Annotated in this window: 14 protein-coding genes; 9 read left to right on the top strand and 5 right to left on the bottom strand. The window is 61.6% G+C overall.

Annotated features, from left to right (window positions below; translation table 11 throughout):
• Positions 1 to 8: 8 nt before the first annotated feature.
• Both MKS85_RS02220 and MKS85_RS02215 read right to left on the bottom strand, forming a co-directional pair.
• Complete coding sequence (locus tag MKS85_RS02220) at positions 9 to 728, bottom strand: FadR/GntR family transcriptional regulator (RefSeq protein WP_047225782.1); 720 nt, start codon at positions 726 to 728, stop codon at positions 9 to 11.
• Between the two features lie 202 nt (positions 729 to 930).
• Entirely contained in the window at positions 931 to 2,667 is a 1,737-nt protein-coding gene (locus MKS85_RS02215) for an IlvD/Edd family dehydratase (RefSeq protein ID WP_310662638.1), read from the bottom strand.
• Positions 2,668 to 2,860: 193 nt separating this feature from the next.
• Between MKS85_RS02215 and MKS85_RS02210 the strand changes: the two genes are divergently transcribed.
• From MKS85_RS02210 to MKS85_RS02170, 9 genes are all read left to right on the top strand, one after another.
• Positions 2,861 to 4,183 (top strand): MFS transporter, encoded by a 1,323-nt coding sequence (locus MKS85_RS02210; protein WP_047225784.1) that lies wholly within the window; start codon positions 2,861 to 2,863, stop codon positions 4,181 to 4,183.
• A 147-nt stretch (positions 4,184 to 4,330) separates the two neighbouring features.
• Positions 4,331 to 5,323, top strand: a complete 993-nt coding sequence (gene araD1, locus MKS85_RS02205) for an AraD1 family protein (protein WP_139049968.1) — start codon at positions 4,331 to 4,333, stop codon at positions 5,321 to 5,323.
• A 12-nt stretch (positions 5,324 to 5,335) separates the two neighbouring features.
• Positions 5,336 to 6,916: an aldehyde dehydrogenase (NADP(+)) gene (locus MKS85_RS02200; protein ID WP_139049969.1), complete on the top strand. Its 1,581-nt coding sequence runs from the start codon at positions 5,336 to 5,338 to the stop codon at positions 6,914 to 6,916.
• A gap of 234 nt (positions 6,917 to 7,150) precedes the next feature.
• Positions 7,151 to 7,447: a DUF5629 family protein gene (locus tag MKS85_RS02195; protein ID WP_310662637.1), complete on the top strand. Its 297-nt coding sequence runs from the start codon at positions 7,151 to 7,153 to the stop codon at positions 7,445 to 7,447.
• A complete protein-coding gene (locus MKS85_RS02190) occupies positions 7,434 to 8,609 on the top strand; it encodes a lactonase family protein (protein WP_310662636.1) in 1,176 nt (391 codons plus the stop codon). Before MKS85_RS02195 ends, MKS85_RS02190 begins: the two co-directional genes overlap by 14 nt.
• A gap of 155 nt (positions 8,610 to 8,764) precedes the next feature.
• Complete coding sequence (locus MKS85_RS02185; protein WP_047225788.1) at positions 8,765 to 8,944, top strand: hypothetical protein; 180 nt, start codon at positions 8,765 to 8,767, stop codon at positions 8,942 to 8,944.
• A 162-nt stretch (positions 8,945 to 9,106) separates the two neighbouring features.
• Positions 9,107 to 9,232: a hypothetical protein gene (locus MKS85_RS02180; RefSeq protein ID WP_256676792.1), complete on the top strand. Its 126-nt coding sequence runs from the start codon at positions 9,107 to 9,109 to the stop codon at positions 9,230 to 9,232.
• Between the two features lie 114 nt (positions 9,233 to 9,346).
• Positions 9,347 to 9,559 carry a hypothetical protein gene (locus MKS85_RS02175; RefSeq protein ID WP_139049972.1) on the top strand — a complete coding sequence of 71 codons (213 nt, stop codon included), beginning with the start codon at positions 9,347 to 9,349 and terminating at the stop codon, positions 9,557 to 9,559.
• The gene (locus MKS85_RS02170; RefSeq protein WP_139049973.1) at positions 9,556 to 9,813 is read left to right on the top strand and encodes a hypothetical protein; all 258 of its coding nucleotides are present in this window, start codon (positions 9,556 to 9,558) and stop codon (positions 9,811 to 9,813) included. The genes MKS85_RS02175 and MKS85_RS02170 overlap by 4 nt, the downstream gene beginning before the upstream one ends.
• Before the next feature lie 35 nt (positions 9,814 to 9,848).
• On the opposite strand, the gene MKS85_RS02165 is transcribed toward MKS85_RS02170, so the two are convergent.
• The 3 genes from MKS85_RS02165 to MKS85_RS02155 are packed head-to-tail and all read right to left on the bottom strand — an operon-like array spanning position 9,849 to position 15,330.
• Entirely contained in the window at positions 9,849 to 10,451 is a 603-nt protein-coding gene (locus MKS85_RS02165) for a glutathione S-transferase (protein ID WP_139049974.1), read from the bottom strand.
• Positions 10,448 to 14,089 carry an AAA family ATPase gene (locus MKS85_RS02160; protein ID WP_139049975.1) on the bottom strand — a complete coding sequence of 1,214 codons (3,642 nt, stop codon included), beginning with the start codon at positions 14,087 to 14,089 and terminating at the stop codon, positions 10,448 to 10,450. Before MKS85_RS02160 ends, MKS85_RS02165 begins: the two co-directional genes overlap by 4 nt.
• Positions 14,086 to 15,330, bottom strand: coding sequence for an exonuclease SbcCD subunit D C-terminal domain-containing protein (locus tag MKS85_RS02155; protein ID WP_139049976.1), 1,245 nt, complete (start codon positions 15,328 to 15,330; stop codon positions 14,086 to 14,088). The genes MKS85_RS02160 and MKS85_RS02155 overlap by 4 nt, the downstream gene beginning before the upstream one ends.
• Positions 15,331 to 15,402: the final 72 nt, after the last annotated feature.

The raw sequence follows: 15,402 nt of genomic DNA, 5'->3' as shown, positions 1-15,402 counted from the left end.
AGGGAAGATCAGGAAGGATCGGCGCCCAGCACCACATTCAGTGCGCTGCGGGCATCGTCAAGCTGCACCAGCGTGGCATGGCGGGCGCCGAGGGCGTCGCGGTTCTCGATGGCGGTGAGGATCGCCTTGTGGCGCGGCATCGCCAGTTCATGCAGGTTGGGCCGCTGGTTGGAGTGCTTGAGGGCTTCGGCGATGGCCACCGACAACATGTTGCACAGGTTGGCGAGCAGGTCGTTGTGGGTGGCATCGGCGATGCGGCTGTGGAAGTCCAGGTCCGGTTGCAGCACCGCCTCGGGGGTCGGTGCCGCCTCCATGCGCTGGTAGGCCTCACGGATGGCAGCGATGTCGGTATCGTTGGCGAACTGTGCGGCGAGGGCCGCGGCGGCCGGCTCGATGATGCTGCGCACGCTGGTCAGCAGATTGAAGAACTCATTCTGCGGGCTGCTTTGCATCAACCAGTGCAGCACATCGGGGTCGAGCATGTGCCATTCCCGACGCGCCTTGACCACCGTGCCAACCCGTGGCCGCGAATACACCAGACCCTTGGCTACCAGCACGCGCGTGGCCTCGCGCAACACCGGACGGCTGACGGCATACTCCTCGCACAACAAAGCTTCGGCGGGCAGTTTATCGTCGGGTTTGAACCGCCCGGAAACGATCTGCATGCCCAGTTCCTGGACGATGCGCGCGTGCATGCTTTTGCGGTCGGAGGGTTTACGGTAGTCCATGGGGGGTGGCGCGATCCTGTGCGAAGGGGATGCAGCGCATGATAGCAGGCGCGGCGAGGGCGGGTCGCTAGTGCGATTTTGATGTACACCCGAACCCATTGTGGGAGCGAGCCTGCTCGCGATAGAGGTGGGTCAGTCAACATAGATGCTGGCTGATCCGGCGCTATCGCGAGCAGGCTCGCTCCCACAAAGGTTGAAGGGGTCAGTGGGAGTGACGCGGCACCTCGGCGCCGCGGCAACCGACCAGGAAGTCGAAGTCACAACCCTGGTCCGCTTGCAGCACATGGTCGATGTACAGCTGGCGGTAGCCGCCCACCAACAGGTTCTGCGCTGGCGGGAGGTCGGCCAGGCGGGCGGCCAGTTCGGCGTCGGAAATGTCCAGGTGCAGACGCCCGCCGGCGCAGTCCAGTTCGATCCAGTCACCTTCCTTCACGGCCGCCAGTGGTCCGCCGGCTGCGGCTTCCGGAGCCACATGCAGCACCACGGTGCCGTAGGCGGTGCCGCTCATGCGCGCATCGGAAATCCGCACCATGTCGGTCACTCCCTGGGCCAGCAACTTGGCCGGCAAGCCCATGTTGCCCACTTCGGCCATGCCTGGATAACCCTTGGGCCCGCAGTTCTTCATCACCAGAATCGAGCTGGCATCGACATCCAGCTCCGGATCATTGATCCGCGCCTTGTACTCGTCGAAGTTCTCGAACACCACCGCGCGACCACGATGTTGCATCAGCTCGGGCGTGGCGGCGGAGGGTTTGAGTACCGCGCCCAGGGGCGCGAGGTTACCGCGCAGCACGCAGATACCGCCGTCGGCCCGGATCGGGTTGTCCAGGGTACGAATGACTTCGTCCTGGCCATAGATCGGTGCGTCCTTGGTGTTCTCGCCAAGGCTCTTGCCGTTGACGGTCAGCGCGTCGGGGTTAGGGATCAGGTTGGCTTCGCCGAGACGGCGCAGCACGGCGGGCAAACCACCGGCGTAATAGAACTCCTCCATCAGGAAGCGCCCGGACGGCTGCAGGTCGACGATGGTCGGCATGCCTCGACCGATGCGGGTCCAGTCGTCCAGGTCCAGTTGCACGCCGATGCGTCCGGCAATGGCCTTGAGGTGGATCACCGCGTTGGTCGAGCCGCCGATGGCTGCGTTGACCCGGATGGCGTTCTCGAAAGCCTCCTTGGTCAGGATCTTCGACAGCTTCAAGTCTTCACGGACCATTTCCACCGCACGCATGCCGGACATGTGGGCCAGCACATAACGGCGCGCGTCCACCGCCGGAATCGCGGCGTTGTGCGGCAGCGACGTGCCGAGGGCTTCGGCCATGCAGGCCATGGTCGAGGCGGTGCCCATGGTGTTGCAGGTCCCGGCCGAGCGGGACATGCCGCCCTCGGCCGCAAGGAAATCATCGATCGTGATGGTGCCGGCCTTGACCTGTTCGCTCAACTGCCAGACCACTGTGCCCGACCCGATGTCCTGGCCCTTGTGCTTGCCGTTGAGCATCGGTCCGCCGGTAACGACAATGGCCGGCAGGTCGCAACTGGCTGCCCCCATCAGCAAGGCTGGGGTGGTCTTGTCGCAACCGGTGAGCAGCACCACGCCGTCAATCGGATTGCCGCGAATGGCTTCCTCCACGTCCATGCTCGCCAGGTTGCGCGTCAGCATGGCGGTGGGGCGCAGGTTCGATTCGCCGTTGGAGAACACCGGAAACTCCACCGGGAAGCCCCCGGCCTCGATCACGCCGCGCTTGACGTGTTCGGCGATCTGCCGGAAGTGCGCGTTGCATGGCGTCAGCTCCGACCAGGTGTTGCAGATGCCGATGATTGGCTTGCCATGAAACTGATGGTCGGCGATGCCCTGATTTTTCATCCAACTGCGGTACATGAAGCCGTTTTTGTCGGCGGTGCCAAACCATTGGGCCGAGCGCAGGGAGGGTTTCTTATCAGACATGATCGATTCTCTTATTGTATGACTATATGGTTTTAGCTTGCGCCTAACATAAGCGCAATTTGCTCAGTTTGGAAGTGTTGTTGGGTAAATAGTATTACTATATAGTCCGATTCAACGGAGGGATTGTCCTGGCGCTCATTGGTCAGAGAAATCCCCCAGGGTTCTATAACAACAACAATCGGAGACCGGTCCCATGAGCCAGGAATTGCGGCTTATTCGCCGCATCACGCTGAAACTGATTCCTTTCCTGATCCTGCTATACCTGATCGCCTACGTGGATCGCTCCGCCGTGGGTTTCGCCAAGCTGCACATGGGCGCCGACATCGGCATCGGCGACGCCGCCTACGGCCTGGGCGCGGGGTTGTTTTTCATTGGCTACTTCCTGCTTGAGATCCCCAGCAACCTGATGCTGGAGCGCTTCGGTGCCAGGCGCTGGTTCGCGCGGATCATGATCACCTGGGGCGCCATCACCATCGGCATGGCGTTTGTGCAAGGGCCTTACAGCTTCTATGTGATGCGCTTTCTGCTCGGCGCGGCGGAAGCCGGATTCTTCCCCGGCGTGTTGTACTACATCACCCAATGGTTCCCGGTCCGCCATCGCGGCAAGATCCTGGGCCTGTTCATTTTGTCTCAGCCCATCGCCATGATGATCACCGGCCCCGTCTCCGGCGGCTTGCTGGGCATGGACGGCATCCTGGGCCTGCACGGCTGGCAGTGGTTGTTCATCGTCATCGGTCTGCCGGCGGTCTTGCTGACCTGGCCGGTGCTGCGTTATCTGCCGGATGGGCCGCAACAGGTCAAGTGGATGGACCAGACCGAAAAGGACTGGCTGACCGCTGAACTGAAAAAAGACCTTGAGGAATACGGCCAGACCCGGCACGGCAATCCGCTGCACGCCTTGAAGGACAAGCGTGTCCTGCTGCTGGCGCTGTTCTATCTGCCGGTGACCCTGAGCATCTACGGGCTGGGCCTGTGGCTGCCCACGTTGATCAAGCAATTTGGCGGCACTGACCTGGTGACCGGTTTCGTGTCCTCGGTGCCCTACATCTTCGGCATCATCGGTTTGCTGATCATTCCTCGCAGTTCCGACCGCTTGAACGATCGCTACGGTCATCTGGCCGTGCTCTATGTGCTGGGCGCCATCGGTCTGTTCCTCAGTGCCTGGCTGACGGTGCCGGTGTTGCAACTGGCGGCGCTGTGCCTGGTGGCGTTCGCGCTGTTTTCCTGCACCGCGGTGTTCTGGACCTTGCCGGGGCGTTTCTTTGCCGGCGCCAGTGCGGCGGCGGGTATCGCGCTGATCAACTCGGTGGGCAACCTGGGTGGCTACATCGGGCCGTTCGTGATCGGTGCGCTGAAGGAATACACCGGCAACTTGGCGTCGGGGCTGTACTTCCTGTCCTGCGTGATGGTGTTCGGTCTGGTGTTGACCGGCGTGGTGTATCGCCTGCTGGAGCGCAAGCATGTGCTGCCGGCGGAGCAGTTCGCAGCCAGTGCGCGGGGGGCGACGCGGACCTGAGGTGATTGAAATCCCCTGTGGGAGCGAGCCTGCTCGCGATTGCGATCTGTCAGTCGCATCAATGTTGCTGACCCAACGCTATCGCGAGCAGGCTCGCTCCCACAGGGATCAGCGTGTTATTCAAGCTTTGTTTGCAGGGAGAAAAATATGCGTTTAGTTCAGTTCGAATTGAATAACGGCGAACGCCGCGTCGGTGTGGTCGAGGGTGAGCAAGTGCGCGAAGTGCAGGGCGCCCGGACCGTGCGCGACCTGGCTCTGGCGGCCATTGAGGCGGGTGTGAAGCTTGAGCAGCACGTCAACAGCCTGGGCCTGGGAACCGCCCATGATTACCCGCAGTTACTCAGTGAACTGCGCATTCTGCCTCCGCTGGACCACCCGGACCCGGCGCACCTGCTGGTCAGCGGCACCGGCCTGACCCACCTGGGCAGTGCCTCGGCCCGGGACAAGATGCATCAGCAGGCCGGCGACGAAACCGCCATGACCGACACCATGCGCATCTTCAAGTGGGGCGTGGAGGGCGGTAAGCCTGAGAGCGGACAGGCCGGTGTGCAACCGGAGTGGTTCTACAAGGGCGACGGCAGCATCGTGGTCCGTCCGGGCCATCCGTTCCCGCTGCCGCCGTTTGCCGAAGATGCCGGCGAAGAGCCGGAAATCAGCGGGCTGTATGTCATCGGCCACGACGCTAAGCCATACAGACTGGGCTTTGCGGTGGGTAACGAGTTTTCCGATCATGTGATGGAACGCAAGAATTACCTGTACCTGGCCCATTCGAAACTGCGCAGTTGCAGCTTTGGCCCGGAACTTCGCCTGGGTGAACTGCCTCAACATCTTTCCGGGACCAGTCGTATCCTGCGCAACGGCCAAGTGCTGTGGCAGAACGAATTTCTCAGTGGCGAGGCAAACATGTGCCACAGCCTCGAAAACCTTGAGTTCCACCATTTCAAGTACAGTCAGTTCCTGCGTCCGGGTGACGTGCACGTGCATTTTTTCGGCACCGCGACCCTGTCGTTCGCCGACGGCATCCGCACGCAACCGGGGGATGTGTTCGAAATCAGCCAGACCGAATTCGGCGCACCGCTGGTCAACGGCATTGCCCCGGTGGACGCGGTGTTCAACCCGGGCACTATCGGCACACTTTAAAGGAGACTTTCGATGAACCAGATCCTTGGCCACAACTACATTGGTGGCGCGCGCAGCGCGGCCGGCCAGACACGCTTGCAGAGCCTTGACGCCAGCAGCGGCGAAGCCTTGCCCCATGAGTTCGTCCAGGCGACGGCCGAAGAAGTTGACGCTGCCGCCAAGGCTGCGGCTGCCGCTTATCCGGCCTACCGCAGCTTGAGCGCAGTGCGCCGGGCCGAGTTCCTCGAAGCCATTGCCGATGAGCTGGATGGCTTGGGCGATGAGTTCGTGGCCGTGGTCTGCCGGGAAACCGCCTTGCCGGCGGCGCGGATCCAGGGTGAGCGCGGTCGCACCAGCGGCCAGATGCGCCTGTTCGCCAAGGTCTTGCGTCGCGGCGATTTCTACGGCGCGCGCATCGACCGGGCCCTGCCGGAACGCACACCGTTGCCGCGTCCGGACTTGCGTCAGTACCGCATCGGCCTGGGGCCGGTTGCGGTGTTTGGCGCCAGTAACTTTCCTCTGGCATTTTCTACAGCAGGTGGCGACACCGCGTCGGCCCTGGCCGCGGGTTGCCCGGTGGTGTTCAAGGCCCACAGCGGCCACATGGCAACGGCCGAGTGGGTGGCTGATGCGATTATTCGCGCGGCTGAGAAAACCTCGATGCCGGCCGGCGTGTTCAACATGATCTACGGCGGTGGTGTTGGCGAATGGCTGGTCAAGCATCCGGCGATCCAGGCGGTAGGCTTCACCGGTTCCCTCAAGGGCGGCCGGGCCCTGTGCGACATGGCCGCCGCGCGGCCCCAGCCGATCCCGGTATTCGCCGAGATGTCGAGCATCAACCCGGTGATCGTGTTGCCGCAAGCGTTGGAAAAGCGTGCCGACAGCGTCGCCCGCGATTTGACAGCCTCGGTGGTACAGGGCTGTGGTCAGTTCTGCACCAATCCCGGCCTGGTGATCGGCATCCGTTCGCCGCAATTCAGCGCCTTCACCCAACAAGTGGCCGCGCTGATCGGCGATCAGGCGCCGCAAACCATGCTCAATGCCGGCACGCTGCAAAGCTACGGCAAGGGCCTGCAGAAGTTGCTGGCTCACCCGGGCATCGAACATCTGGCCGGACGTGCGCAACAGGGCAACCAGGCCCAACCGCAGTTGTTCAAGGCTGACGCCAGCTTGTTGATCAACGGTGACGAGGCGCTGCAAGAAGAAGTGTTCGGCCCGACCACGGTGTTTGTCGAAGTGGCGGACCCAGCCGAGCTCACTGCCGCGCTGCACGGCCTGCACGGTCAGTTGACTGCAACCATGATCGGGGAGCCAGCGGATTTCGAGCAGTTCAGCGAATTGACTCCGTTGCTGGAGCAAAAAGTCGGTCGCATCCTGCTCAACGGTTATCCAACCGGCGTCGAGGTCTGCGACTCGATGGTCCATGGCGGGCCTTACCCGGCGACGTCCGATGCCCGTGGGACTTCGGTGGGTACGCTGGCGATCGATCGTTTCCTGCGCCCGGTGTGCTTCCAGAACTACCCCGACAGCCTGCTGCCCGAGCCTTTGAAAAACGCCAATCCGTTGGGCATCCAGCGATTGGTCGATGGGGTGCCGGGGCGCGAGGCGCTCTGATCGCAGTCAGGCAGTTGCATTGAGGTTCAATGGGCTGCCGCTATCGCGAGCAGGCTCGCTCCCACAGTGGATGGGTGGTGAATACAAGATGTGTGTTCGCTGCAAATCCAATTGTGGGGGCGAGCCTGCTCGCGATGCGAGCTGGCAGTTGACCGTGCTTTCGAACCTTTTGGCCCAAGGCCCACTCCCACATTGGGTTATCATGAGCACTTTCCCAACGACCGACTGATTGCCATGACTGCCTCGACCGACACCCTGCTGCACGCCCTCGAAACCTGCGACATGCTGATCATCGACGGGCTGCACGCATTCGATTTTTCCCTCGACGAACAAGACCAGTTGCACGTCGAGTGCATGAACGGTCGCACCCTCGAGCATTGGCGCTTCACGCCTGCGCAGATGGAGGCCGCGACGTTCGACGTGGTCAAGAAACACTGGATCATCACCAGCGATTCGGGCGACCACCACCTGGAGTGCGTGGAAGCGACCAGCGGCCACGACGATGAGGACGACGAACATGAGGATGCGTAGTTTCTGGCCCTTGTTGATGGCCGGTAGCGTGGGTGCCATGGGCGTCCAGGCAGAGACCGATGAGCGCCATCAACTGTTGGTGGGTTCCTATACCGCCGGCCAGAGCCAGGGCATCTACCGCCTGCAATTCGACAGCCGCAGCGGCCAGCTCGATGCCCAGCCGTTGCAAGTGATCAAGACCGACAACCCATCGTGGCTGACCCTTTCCAAGGACATGAGCCGGCTGTTCGTGGTGAATGAAAACGGACCGGGGCAAAAAGACCCGGTGGGCAAGGTCAGCAGCTACGCCATTGACCCGAAGACCCATGAGCTGAGCCTGATCAGTCAGGTGCAGTCATTGGGCAACGAACCGACTCATTCGAGCCTCAGTGGCGATGGTCGACATTTGCTGGTCAGCAACTATTCGGTGGTGGAAGACCCGGGAGGCACCCTGGCGGTGTTGCCGGTGGGAACCGACGGTAAGCTGTCGCCGGTGGTGCAACTGAGCAGCCATCAGCCGAGTCGGATCAATCCCGAGCGGCAGATGTCCGCCCATGTGCACTCGGCCGTGTCTTCGCCCGATGGCAAGTACGTGTTCGCCAGCGACCTGGGGGCGGACAAGGTGTTCATCTACCGCTACGACCCCAAGGCCAACCCCGAACTGCCACTGACCGCCGCCGATCCGGCCTTCGTGCAGTTGCCGCCCGGCAGCGGCCCGCGTCATCTGCTGTTCAGCGCCGACGGCAAGCATGCGTGGCTGACCATGGAAATGAGCGCCCAAGTGGCGGTGTTCGATTATCAGGACGGGCGTTTGACCCAGCGGCAACTGGTCGACCTGGCAGCGGGTAAACCACAGCCCGGCAGGGCGGCGGCAGCGCTGCATGCCTCCAAGGATGGCAGGTTCCTGTACGTCAGCAATCGTGGCACCACCAACGAAGTGCTGGTGTTCGCCATCGACCCGGCTGCCGGCACGCTGAAAGAGCTTCAGCGCCGCTCCGTGGAGGGCGATCATCCGCGGGAATTCAGCCTCGATCCGAGCGGGAAATTCCTGCTGATCGCCAATCAGAAGAGCAACCAGATCGTGGTTCTCGAGCGTGACCCCAAGACCGGCCTGCTGGGTAAAACCGTGCAAAAGCTGGCGATGGATGCGCCGAGCGACTTGAAGTTCATGCTCCCTCAGTAAAGCGCAGGCCCCGATTTTCGGGGCCTGCGTCGCTGTATCAACAAGACTGATATTCGCTAGTGTTGCAAAGCATTTCAAAGCGAGACGCCTCGGCGCGTAAGTTTGCTTCACGGCCCAACCGGGCAGGCAAGCCAACTCATCCGAGGACTACCGACATGAATCTGAATCTCTTCTCCGTGATCGCTGCTTCCGCTATCTCCGCCACCGTAGCGCTGCCAGCCAGTGCCAACATTGAAATCAGCGACAAGAAAAATCGCACCCAGAGCTATACCGAAAAATACCTGCAACAGAGCGCCAACTTCTACGCCGCCCTGGACCACAAGACCCAACACTGAACCGCGCTGAAGACTGAAGCCTGCGATCTTTTCATCTTTGAAAAAGAGAAAGAATCGCAGGCTTTGCCTGCTCCTACGAAAAACCCGCTGTAATATCACATGGCCATGTGTTTAAATTTGACGCTAGTAAATTGACTCCTTCTCCAACAAGAGATCGACACTATGGCGATGCGTCTGGCAATGATGCTGCTGTTCCTCTATTCCACCCCCATTGTTTCGGCTGCCCAGCCAACCCCCGGCGAGCCGGACGCTGCTCGTGAGCGATTATTGAGCCTGCTTAGGGACTGATCTGTTTGGATTAGTAATCAATAAAACTGATAGACACTATGCGTATTGGTCGCTATTAAAATCGGTTTAGTTGATTGATTCTGTGGGCACTGAAACATGCCCACGGAGAACCCCATGGCCAGCGCAATCCTATCTTCTGCCAGACACGGCGCGTACATCGCCATCGGCCTGTACGTGGCGATGGTGTTGGTGGTTAGCCTCGGTGCCCAATACCAAGGCTCTGCCGAGACCTCTCTCCAGGCCGCCCGGCCTTCTGTTCATTATGGTCCCCCGGTTGCCCGCGCGGCGCTCGAGCATGGCGCCGCAAAAGAGGCGGTCGGCGCATGAACAGAAGCAAGTTTTGGGTGATTGCATTCCTGGCGTTCATCACCAATGGTTTTTCATTGCTGGGTCTGGGGCAAGCCTCGGCGGGATCTCTGGCGCGGACCATCGAGTGCAACCACAACATCGCGCACAACATCCTGACCGCCAAGGCTTTGGGGGCGTTGGTGGGGAATCCGCCGGTCAAGCCCAGGGTTGCCGTCTTCGGGCCTTTTCAGATCGATTGTGCAGTGCTGCGCATGTGCAGCGTGGCTGCCTGAAGCCAGTCACAAAAGCTGTTCACCGGGTGGGGTGATTACTTGGCCATGATCGCCACGAACAACTCGGAATCCAGCAAGCCTTGCAACCAACGCTGTAGGCGAGGGTAGGGCGCTGCGGCAAACCATTCCCGGTCGACATGAGCAAACTGCCGTACGAACGGCATCACCGCCACGTCGGCCAGGCTCTGGTAATCCGCCGCCAGAAATGCTCGGGTTTCAAGCAACGCTTCCAGCCTTTGCAAGAAGACCTCGCCCTCGGTCCGATAATGTTCCAATGGATACTCGGGATGGCGCTCGGGGTATTTGTAGCGGTTCAGATGAAGCTTGAAGACCTGGTCGTTTTCCTCGATCAACGCGGCCGTCAACGCATGGCCTTCGAGGTCGCCAAGCAATCTCCAATTATCCGGATCGTGCTGCGCCAGGGCCCAGTGCATGATCTCCAGGCTTTCATCAATCACCTTGCCATCGACCTGCAGCACCGGCACCGTACCCTTGCTGGAAAGCGCCAGCATTTCGGGCGGCTTGGCCTTGAGGCTGACTTCGACAATGTTCAAATCGACCGCGCTGTAGCGCAACGCCATGCGCGCTCGCATCGCGTAGGGACAACGCCGGAACGAGTAGAGCGTGGCGCGGCTCATTTCACCTCCACGGTACTCAAGCCATTCCCTTGACGACGAACCTGGATCTGCACCGGGATCCGCTCATGCATTTCCTGCACGTGGGAAATCACCGCAACCTTGCGTCCCTGGGCTTGCAAACCGTCGAGAGCATCCATGGCCAGTTGCAGCGATTCGGGGTCCAGGCTGCCAAAGCCTTCGTCAATGAACAGCGATTCGATTTTCAGCGTGCTGGAAGCCATCGAGGCCAGGCCCAGCGCCAAGGCAAGGGAAACCAGGAAGGTTTCACCGCCGGACAACGAATGCACCGAGCGCAGCTCATCGCCCATCTCTGTGTCCATCACCAGAAGCCCCAACATGCTGCCACCGCGTTTGAGCCGGTAGCGGCGCACCAGTTGTCGTAGCTGCACGTTGGCGTGATGCACCAGCAAATCGAGGTTGTACGCCTGCGCCAGCTTGCGGAAGCGGTCGCCGGTGGCCGAACCGATCAGCGCATCGAGCCGTGCCCAGCGCTGGTACTCGGTATAAGCCTGTTCGATCTGCTGGGCCAGGGCCTGGTTGGCGTTCTGCCTGCGCTGGTCCTCGGCCTGTTCGGCGCGTAGTTCGGCGCAGCGCTGCTCGCTGGCGGTAAATTGGCTTTGAAGTTCGGTGAGGGCCTGGGCCAGTTGTTCAGATTCCAGGTTGCCGTTGTGCTGGGCCTGATGCTGTTGCAGGCGCTGCTCGCGCTCAGTGAGCAACACGCGGGCTTGCTCAATGGCTTTTTCGCTGTTGAGCAGTTGCTGACGCAGTTGGCCGACACTTTGCTCGTCCAGGTCAAGCAAGGCGGTCAGAGAGGCATCATCCAGTTCCGGGTGGCTGGCGCGCCATTGTGCGATGCCGGCGGCCAGGGCTGTGTGTTCAGTGTCCAGCGCGTGAGCTTGTTCCTGGCGGGCCTTGAGTTCGGCGGCCAGTTCCACCCGGTTGTGGCGTAGCGCTTGCAGTTGTTGATTGGCCGCTGTTTCGGCGCTGTGTGCCTGTTCCAGGGCCTGGTCGAGTTGCTGCTGCCACTGTTCGGCGCTGGTGTGTTCGCCCAGCAATTGCTTGAGCCGCTGCTGGCAGGCCTGCTGTTGTTCCGTCAGGGCGCTCAGTTGCCGTTGCGCGAACTCCAACTGCTGGAGGCGGGTTTGCTGGCGATCCTGCTCTTTCTCCAGGGCCTGCTGACGCTGAAGCTGCTCGCTGAGTTCGTCGCGTTGCTGTTCCAGGTGCGCCAGGCGTTGAGCGATCTGCTGGTCAAGCTGCATGAAGGTCGCGGCCGGCTCGGTGCGCAGGGCCTGTAGTGTGTCTGCCGGCAACAACGTACTGAAGTGGCTCAGTTCCTCGTCCAGGCGCTGGCGATCCCGGGCTAGCTCCTGCTGTTGGTTGTTCAGGTGCAGTGATGCCTGCTGATGCGCAGTTTCAGCCTCGCGCAAGTGCTGCGCCAGGCGCGCGGCGTCCTGTTGCAGCGTCAGCAGGGCGGCCTGGCGTTGTTCGTCCTGACTGATACGCAGGTTGAGCTGACTGCTTTGCTGGTCCAGCCAGGCGTCGCGTTTGGCCGCATCCTGGGCCAGCAGTTGCACCGAGAGCGGATGGCTTTCAAGGGCGGGCGCCAGACTTTGATGCTGGCTGGCGAGCTGTTCCTGTTGCTGCTTGAGTTCTTTGAGCTGGGCGATGACGCCGCTGTATTGCGCGCGCAGGTCGATGACTTTTTCATGGAGCGACTCGACGGCTTTGCGTGCATTGGCCTCTTCGGTTTCATCAAAACGCCCCAGGCTTTGCAGCAAGGCTTCGGGCTGATGGTAAGGATGCTCGACGCTGCCACACACCGGGCATGGCTGGTCATCCTTGAGCTGTTCACGCAATTGTTCGACGCTTTCGCTGCGGGCCAGGCGCTGACGCTCCAGCAGTTGGCGGGTGACGCTCAGGGTCTGTTCGGCAATCGCCAGTTCGGCCTTGGCTTCGCTGCCTTCGCGTACCAATCGGTCGCGTTCCTGCAACGCCTGTTGCTGGCGCTGTTCAAGCTCGGCACCTCGCTTGTCCAGCTCCTGCTGGCTGGCCCAGAGCCGCGTCAGATCCTCGAATGCACGCAGTTGCTTGCGATTGTCTTGGAGCAGATTAGCGAGCAACTGGATCTGCTCGGCCACCGCTTGCGGTTCGGCGTCGGCTTCCTTGTAGAGCACTTCGAGGTTTTGCCGGTGGGTTGCCAGGTGCTCGGCGGCGTGGGCGGCATTTTGCTCCAGGGTGGCGAGTTCAACCTGACCCTGGTTCAGGCGATTGCCAATCAGCATCAGCTGTTGGAGGCGATCACGATAGGCCTGCCAGGCGTCGCTCAACGGCGCCAGGTGAGTGCTTTGTTCAAGCTCCCCGGCGATTCGCTGCAAGCGCTCGGCCACCTGTTTTTGCTGCTCAAGCAGCGTGTCGATGGTGCGCTGGCCTTCGCTACAGGCGTGTTGTGCCTGCTCCTGGCGTTCGGCGCTTTGGCGAGCCTCCTTGTCGAGGCGGGCGAGGGTGCCTTGTTCTTCAAAGGCCTGGCGCAGCAAGGGGGCGCTGTCGGTGCTTTGTTGTCGGGCTGCGGTCAGCGCCAGTTGCGCAACGCCCAGGCCTTTCTCCAGCTCGGCCTGGCGTTCATGCAGATCGATCTGCTGCTGGGTGAGCTGCTGAACCTGTACGGCCAGGGGTTCGAGCTGCCGGGTCAGTTCCGTCTGGCGGATGAACTGATGCCGTTGCGGCGCGAGTTGTTCCAGGCGGGTCAGCTTCAGGCGTTCGTCGGCCAGGGCGTCCCAGTCAGTTTGGGCCTGTTGCAGTTGCTCGGCGGCGCTGGCCCGTTGCTCTTGCAACTGGCGCAGTTCCTTAAGCCAGGTGTGTTGCTGCTCCAGTTGCTTGAGTTGCGCCTGTTGGGTCTTGAGCTGTTGCTGGGCTTCGTTGAAGCGCTGGTCCAGTTCGGCGCGGGCCTCTGGGGCCAGTGGTGTGACGCCGGTGGCCTGGTCCTGCAATTGCTTGTGGGACTCTTTGGCTTGCTTGGCCTTGTCGAAGGCGCGCCGGCCCAATCGGGTATACAGGGCCGTATCAGTGAGCTTTTCCAGCAGCTCGCTGCGGTCGTTGTCGTCGGCCTTGAGGAATGCACTGAACTCGCTCTGGGCCAGCAACACGGCACGGGTGAACTGTTCAAAGTTCAAGCCCAGGGCGGCTTCGAGCTGGGCCTTGTATTCGCCTTTCTGACTCGCCAGCAACTGATCGTTGTCCAGATCCCGCAGGCTCTGGCGGCTGGCTTGCAGCTTGCCACCGGCCTTTTCCCGGGCGCGATTGGCTTCCCAGCGCGCACGGTAGCGACGGCCGTCGATGCCGCGAAAATCCACTTCGGCGTAACCATCGCCAGTACCACGGCGCAACAGCGTACGCGGATCGCCCGTAGCGATTTCGCCGTCGGCGTCCGGCACCTTGGCGTCGCGCCCGGTGTTGTTGAGGCGCGGCACGGCGCCGAACAGCGCCAGGCACAACGCGTCGAGCAGGGTGCTTTTACCGGCGCCCGTGGGGCCGGTGATGGCGAACAGGCCTGCACTGGCAAGCGGTTCGGCGGTGAAGTCTATTTCGAAGGGCCCGGCCAGGGACGCGAGGTTCTTGAGACGGATCGCGAGAATTTTCATGGCTGCTCGCCCTCCATCTGCACGTCTTGCAACAGCACGGCAAAATCCTTGAGGGTCTGTTCGTCCACTTCGTTGCCGTAGGTGTCTTGCCAGGCGCGGCTGAACAATTCCTGCGGGCTCAACTGATCCAGTTCCACCAACGCGGCGCCGTCATCGACGTTTGTGCTGCCGCCGTTGCCGGCGTATTCGGCGGCGATCCGCACCAGGCGCACGGCTTTGCCTTGCAGGGCGGTTTCCACTTGATGGCGCAGGTCAGGCTGCGGCTCATCGAGGCGCACCCGCACCTCCAGCCAGGGCTGGCGCTGGACATCGGCCAACAGGTCGATGTCCAGCAGGTCCTTGAGTTGCACCAGAATATCGGCCAGGGGTGCCGGGCCCAGGCGCTGCAGATTGACGGCCCGGGGAATCAGCCGTGGCTCGACTTTGACCAGGGTTTCGCCTTCCAGGGTGATATCGAGAATCTGATGCTGATAACCGATTTCCGAAAATGACAATGGAATCGGCGAGCCGCTGTAGCGGATGCGCTCTTCGCCGTTGACCTTTTGTGGTTTGTGCAAATGGCCGAGGGCGACGTAGCTGATGCTCGGGCCGAACAGGCTGGCGGGCAGGGCCTCGGCGTTGCCAATGATCAGGCTGCGCTCGGAATCCTCGGACACCGAGCCGCCGGCCATGTGGGCGTGGCTGATGGCGATCAGTGCCTGGCCCTTCTTGCGTTTGTCGTTGGCGGCGGCGATCAGCCATTCATGGACCTGACCGATGCCCCGCAGGTAATCGTCACCCAGTTGTGCGCCGGTCACCTCGGCAGGCCGCAGGAATGGCAGGGCCAGGCACCAGGCCTTGACCTTGCCCTTGGCGTCGGGCAGCGGCAGCAGCAAGCGCTCGACGTCCAGTTGCCCGTCGTCCAGCCACAACACCCGGCCCAGGGCATGGGTGCGCAACCGACGCATCAGCGGCGCCGGCAGTTCGATGCGCGAACCGGAGTCGTGGTTGCCGGCGATCATCACAATGGTCAGATTGGCGTTTTGTTCATGGGCACTGACGATGAAATCGTACAGCCGCTCCTGGGCTTTGACCGGCGGGTTCACCGTGTCGAAGATATCCCCGGCAATCAGCAGCACGTCGGGCTTTTCACTGGTCAACTGACGCAGCAGCCAGTCAAGGAAACAGGCGTGTTCGAAGTCGCGTTCCTGACCGTGCAGGTTTTGCCCAAGGTGCCAGTCGGAGGTGTGGAACAGACGCAAGATGAACTCCAGAAAACAGATGATGGCCGCGGGAAGAGAGGCGGCTAAAAGATGGAGAGTTTACTGGGAAAC

Origin of the sequence: Pseudomonas sp. JL2, assembly GCF_031570495.1 — a bacterium.
In the GTDB taxonomy this organism is placed as follows: domain Bacteria; phylum Pseudomonadota; class Gammaproteobacteria; order Pseudomonadales; family Pseudomonadaceae; genus Aquipseudomonas; species Aquipseudomonas rhizophila.
This window is presented reverse-complemented; position numbering and strand designations above follow the sequence as displayed.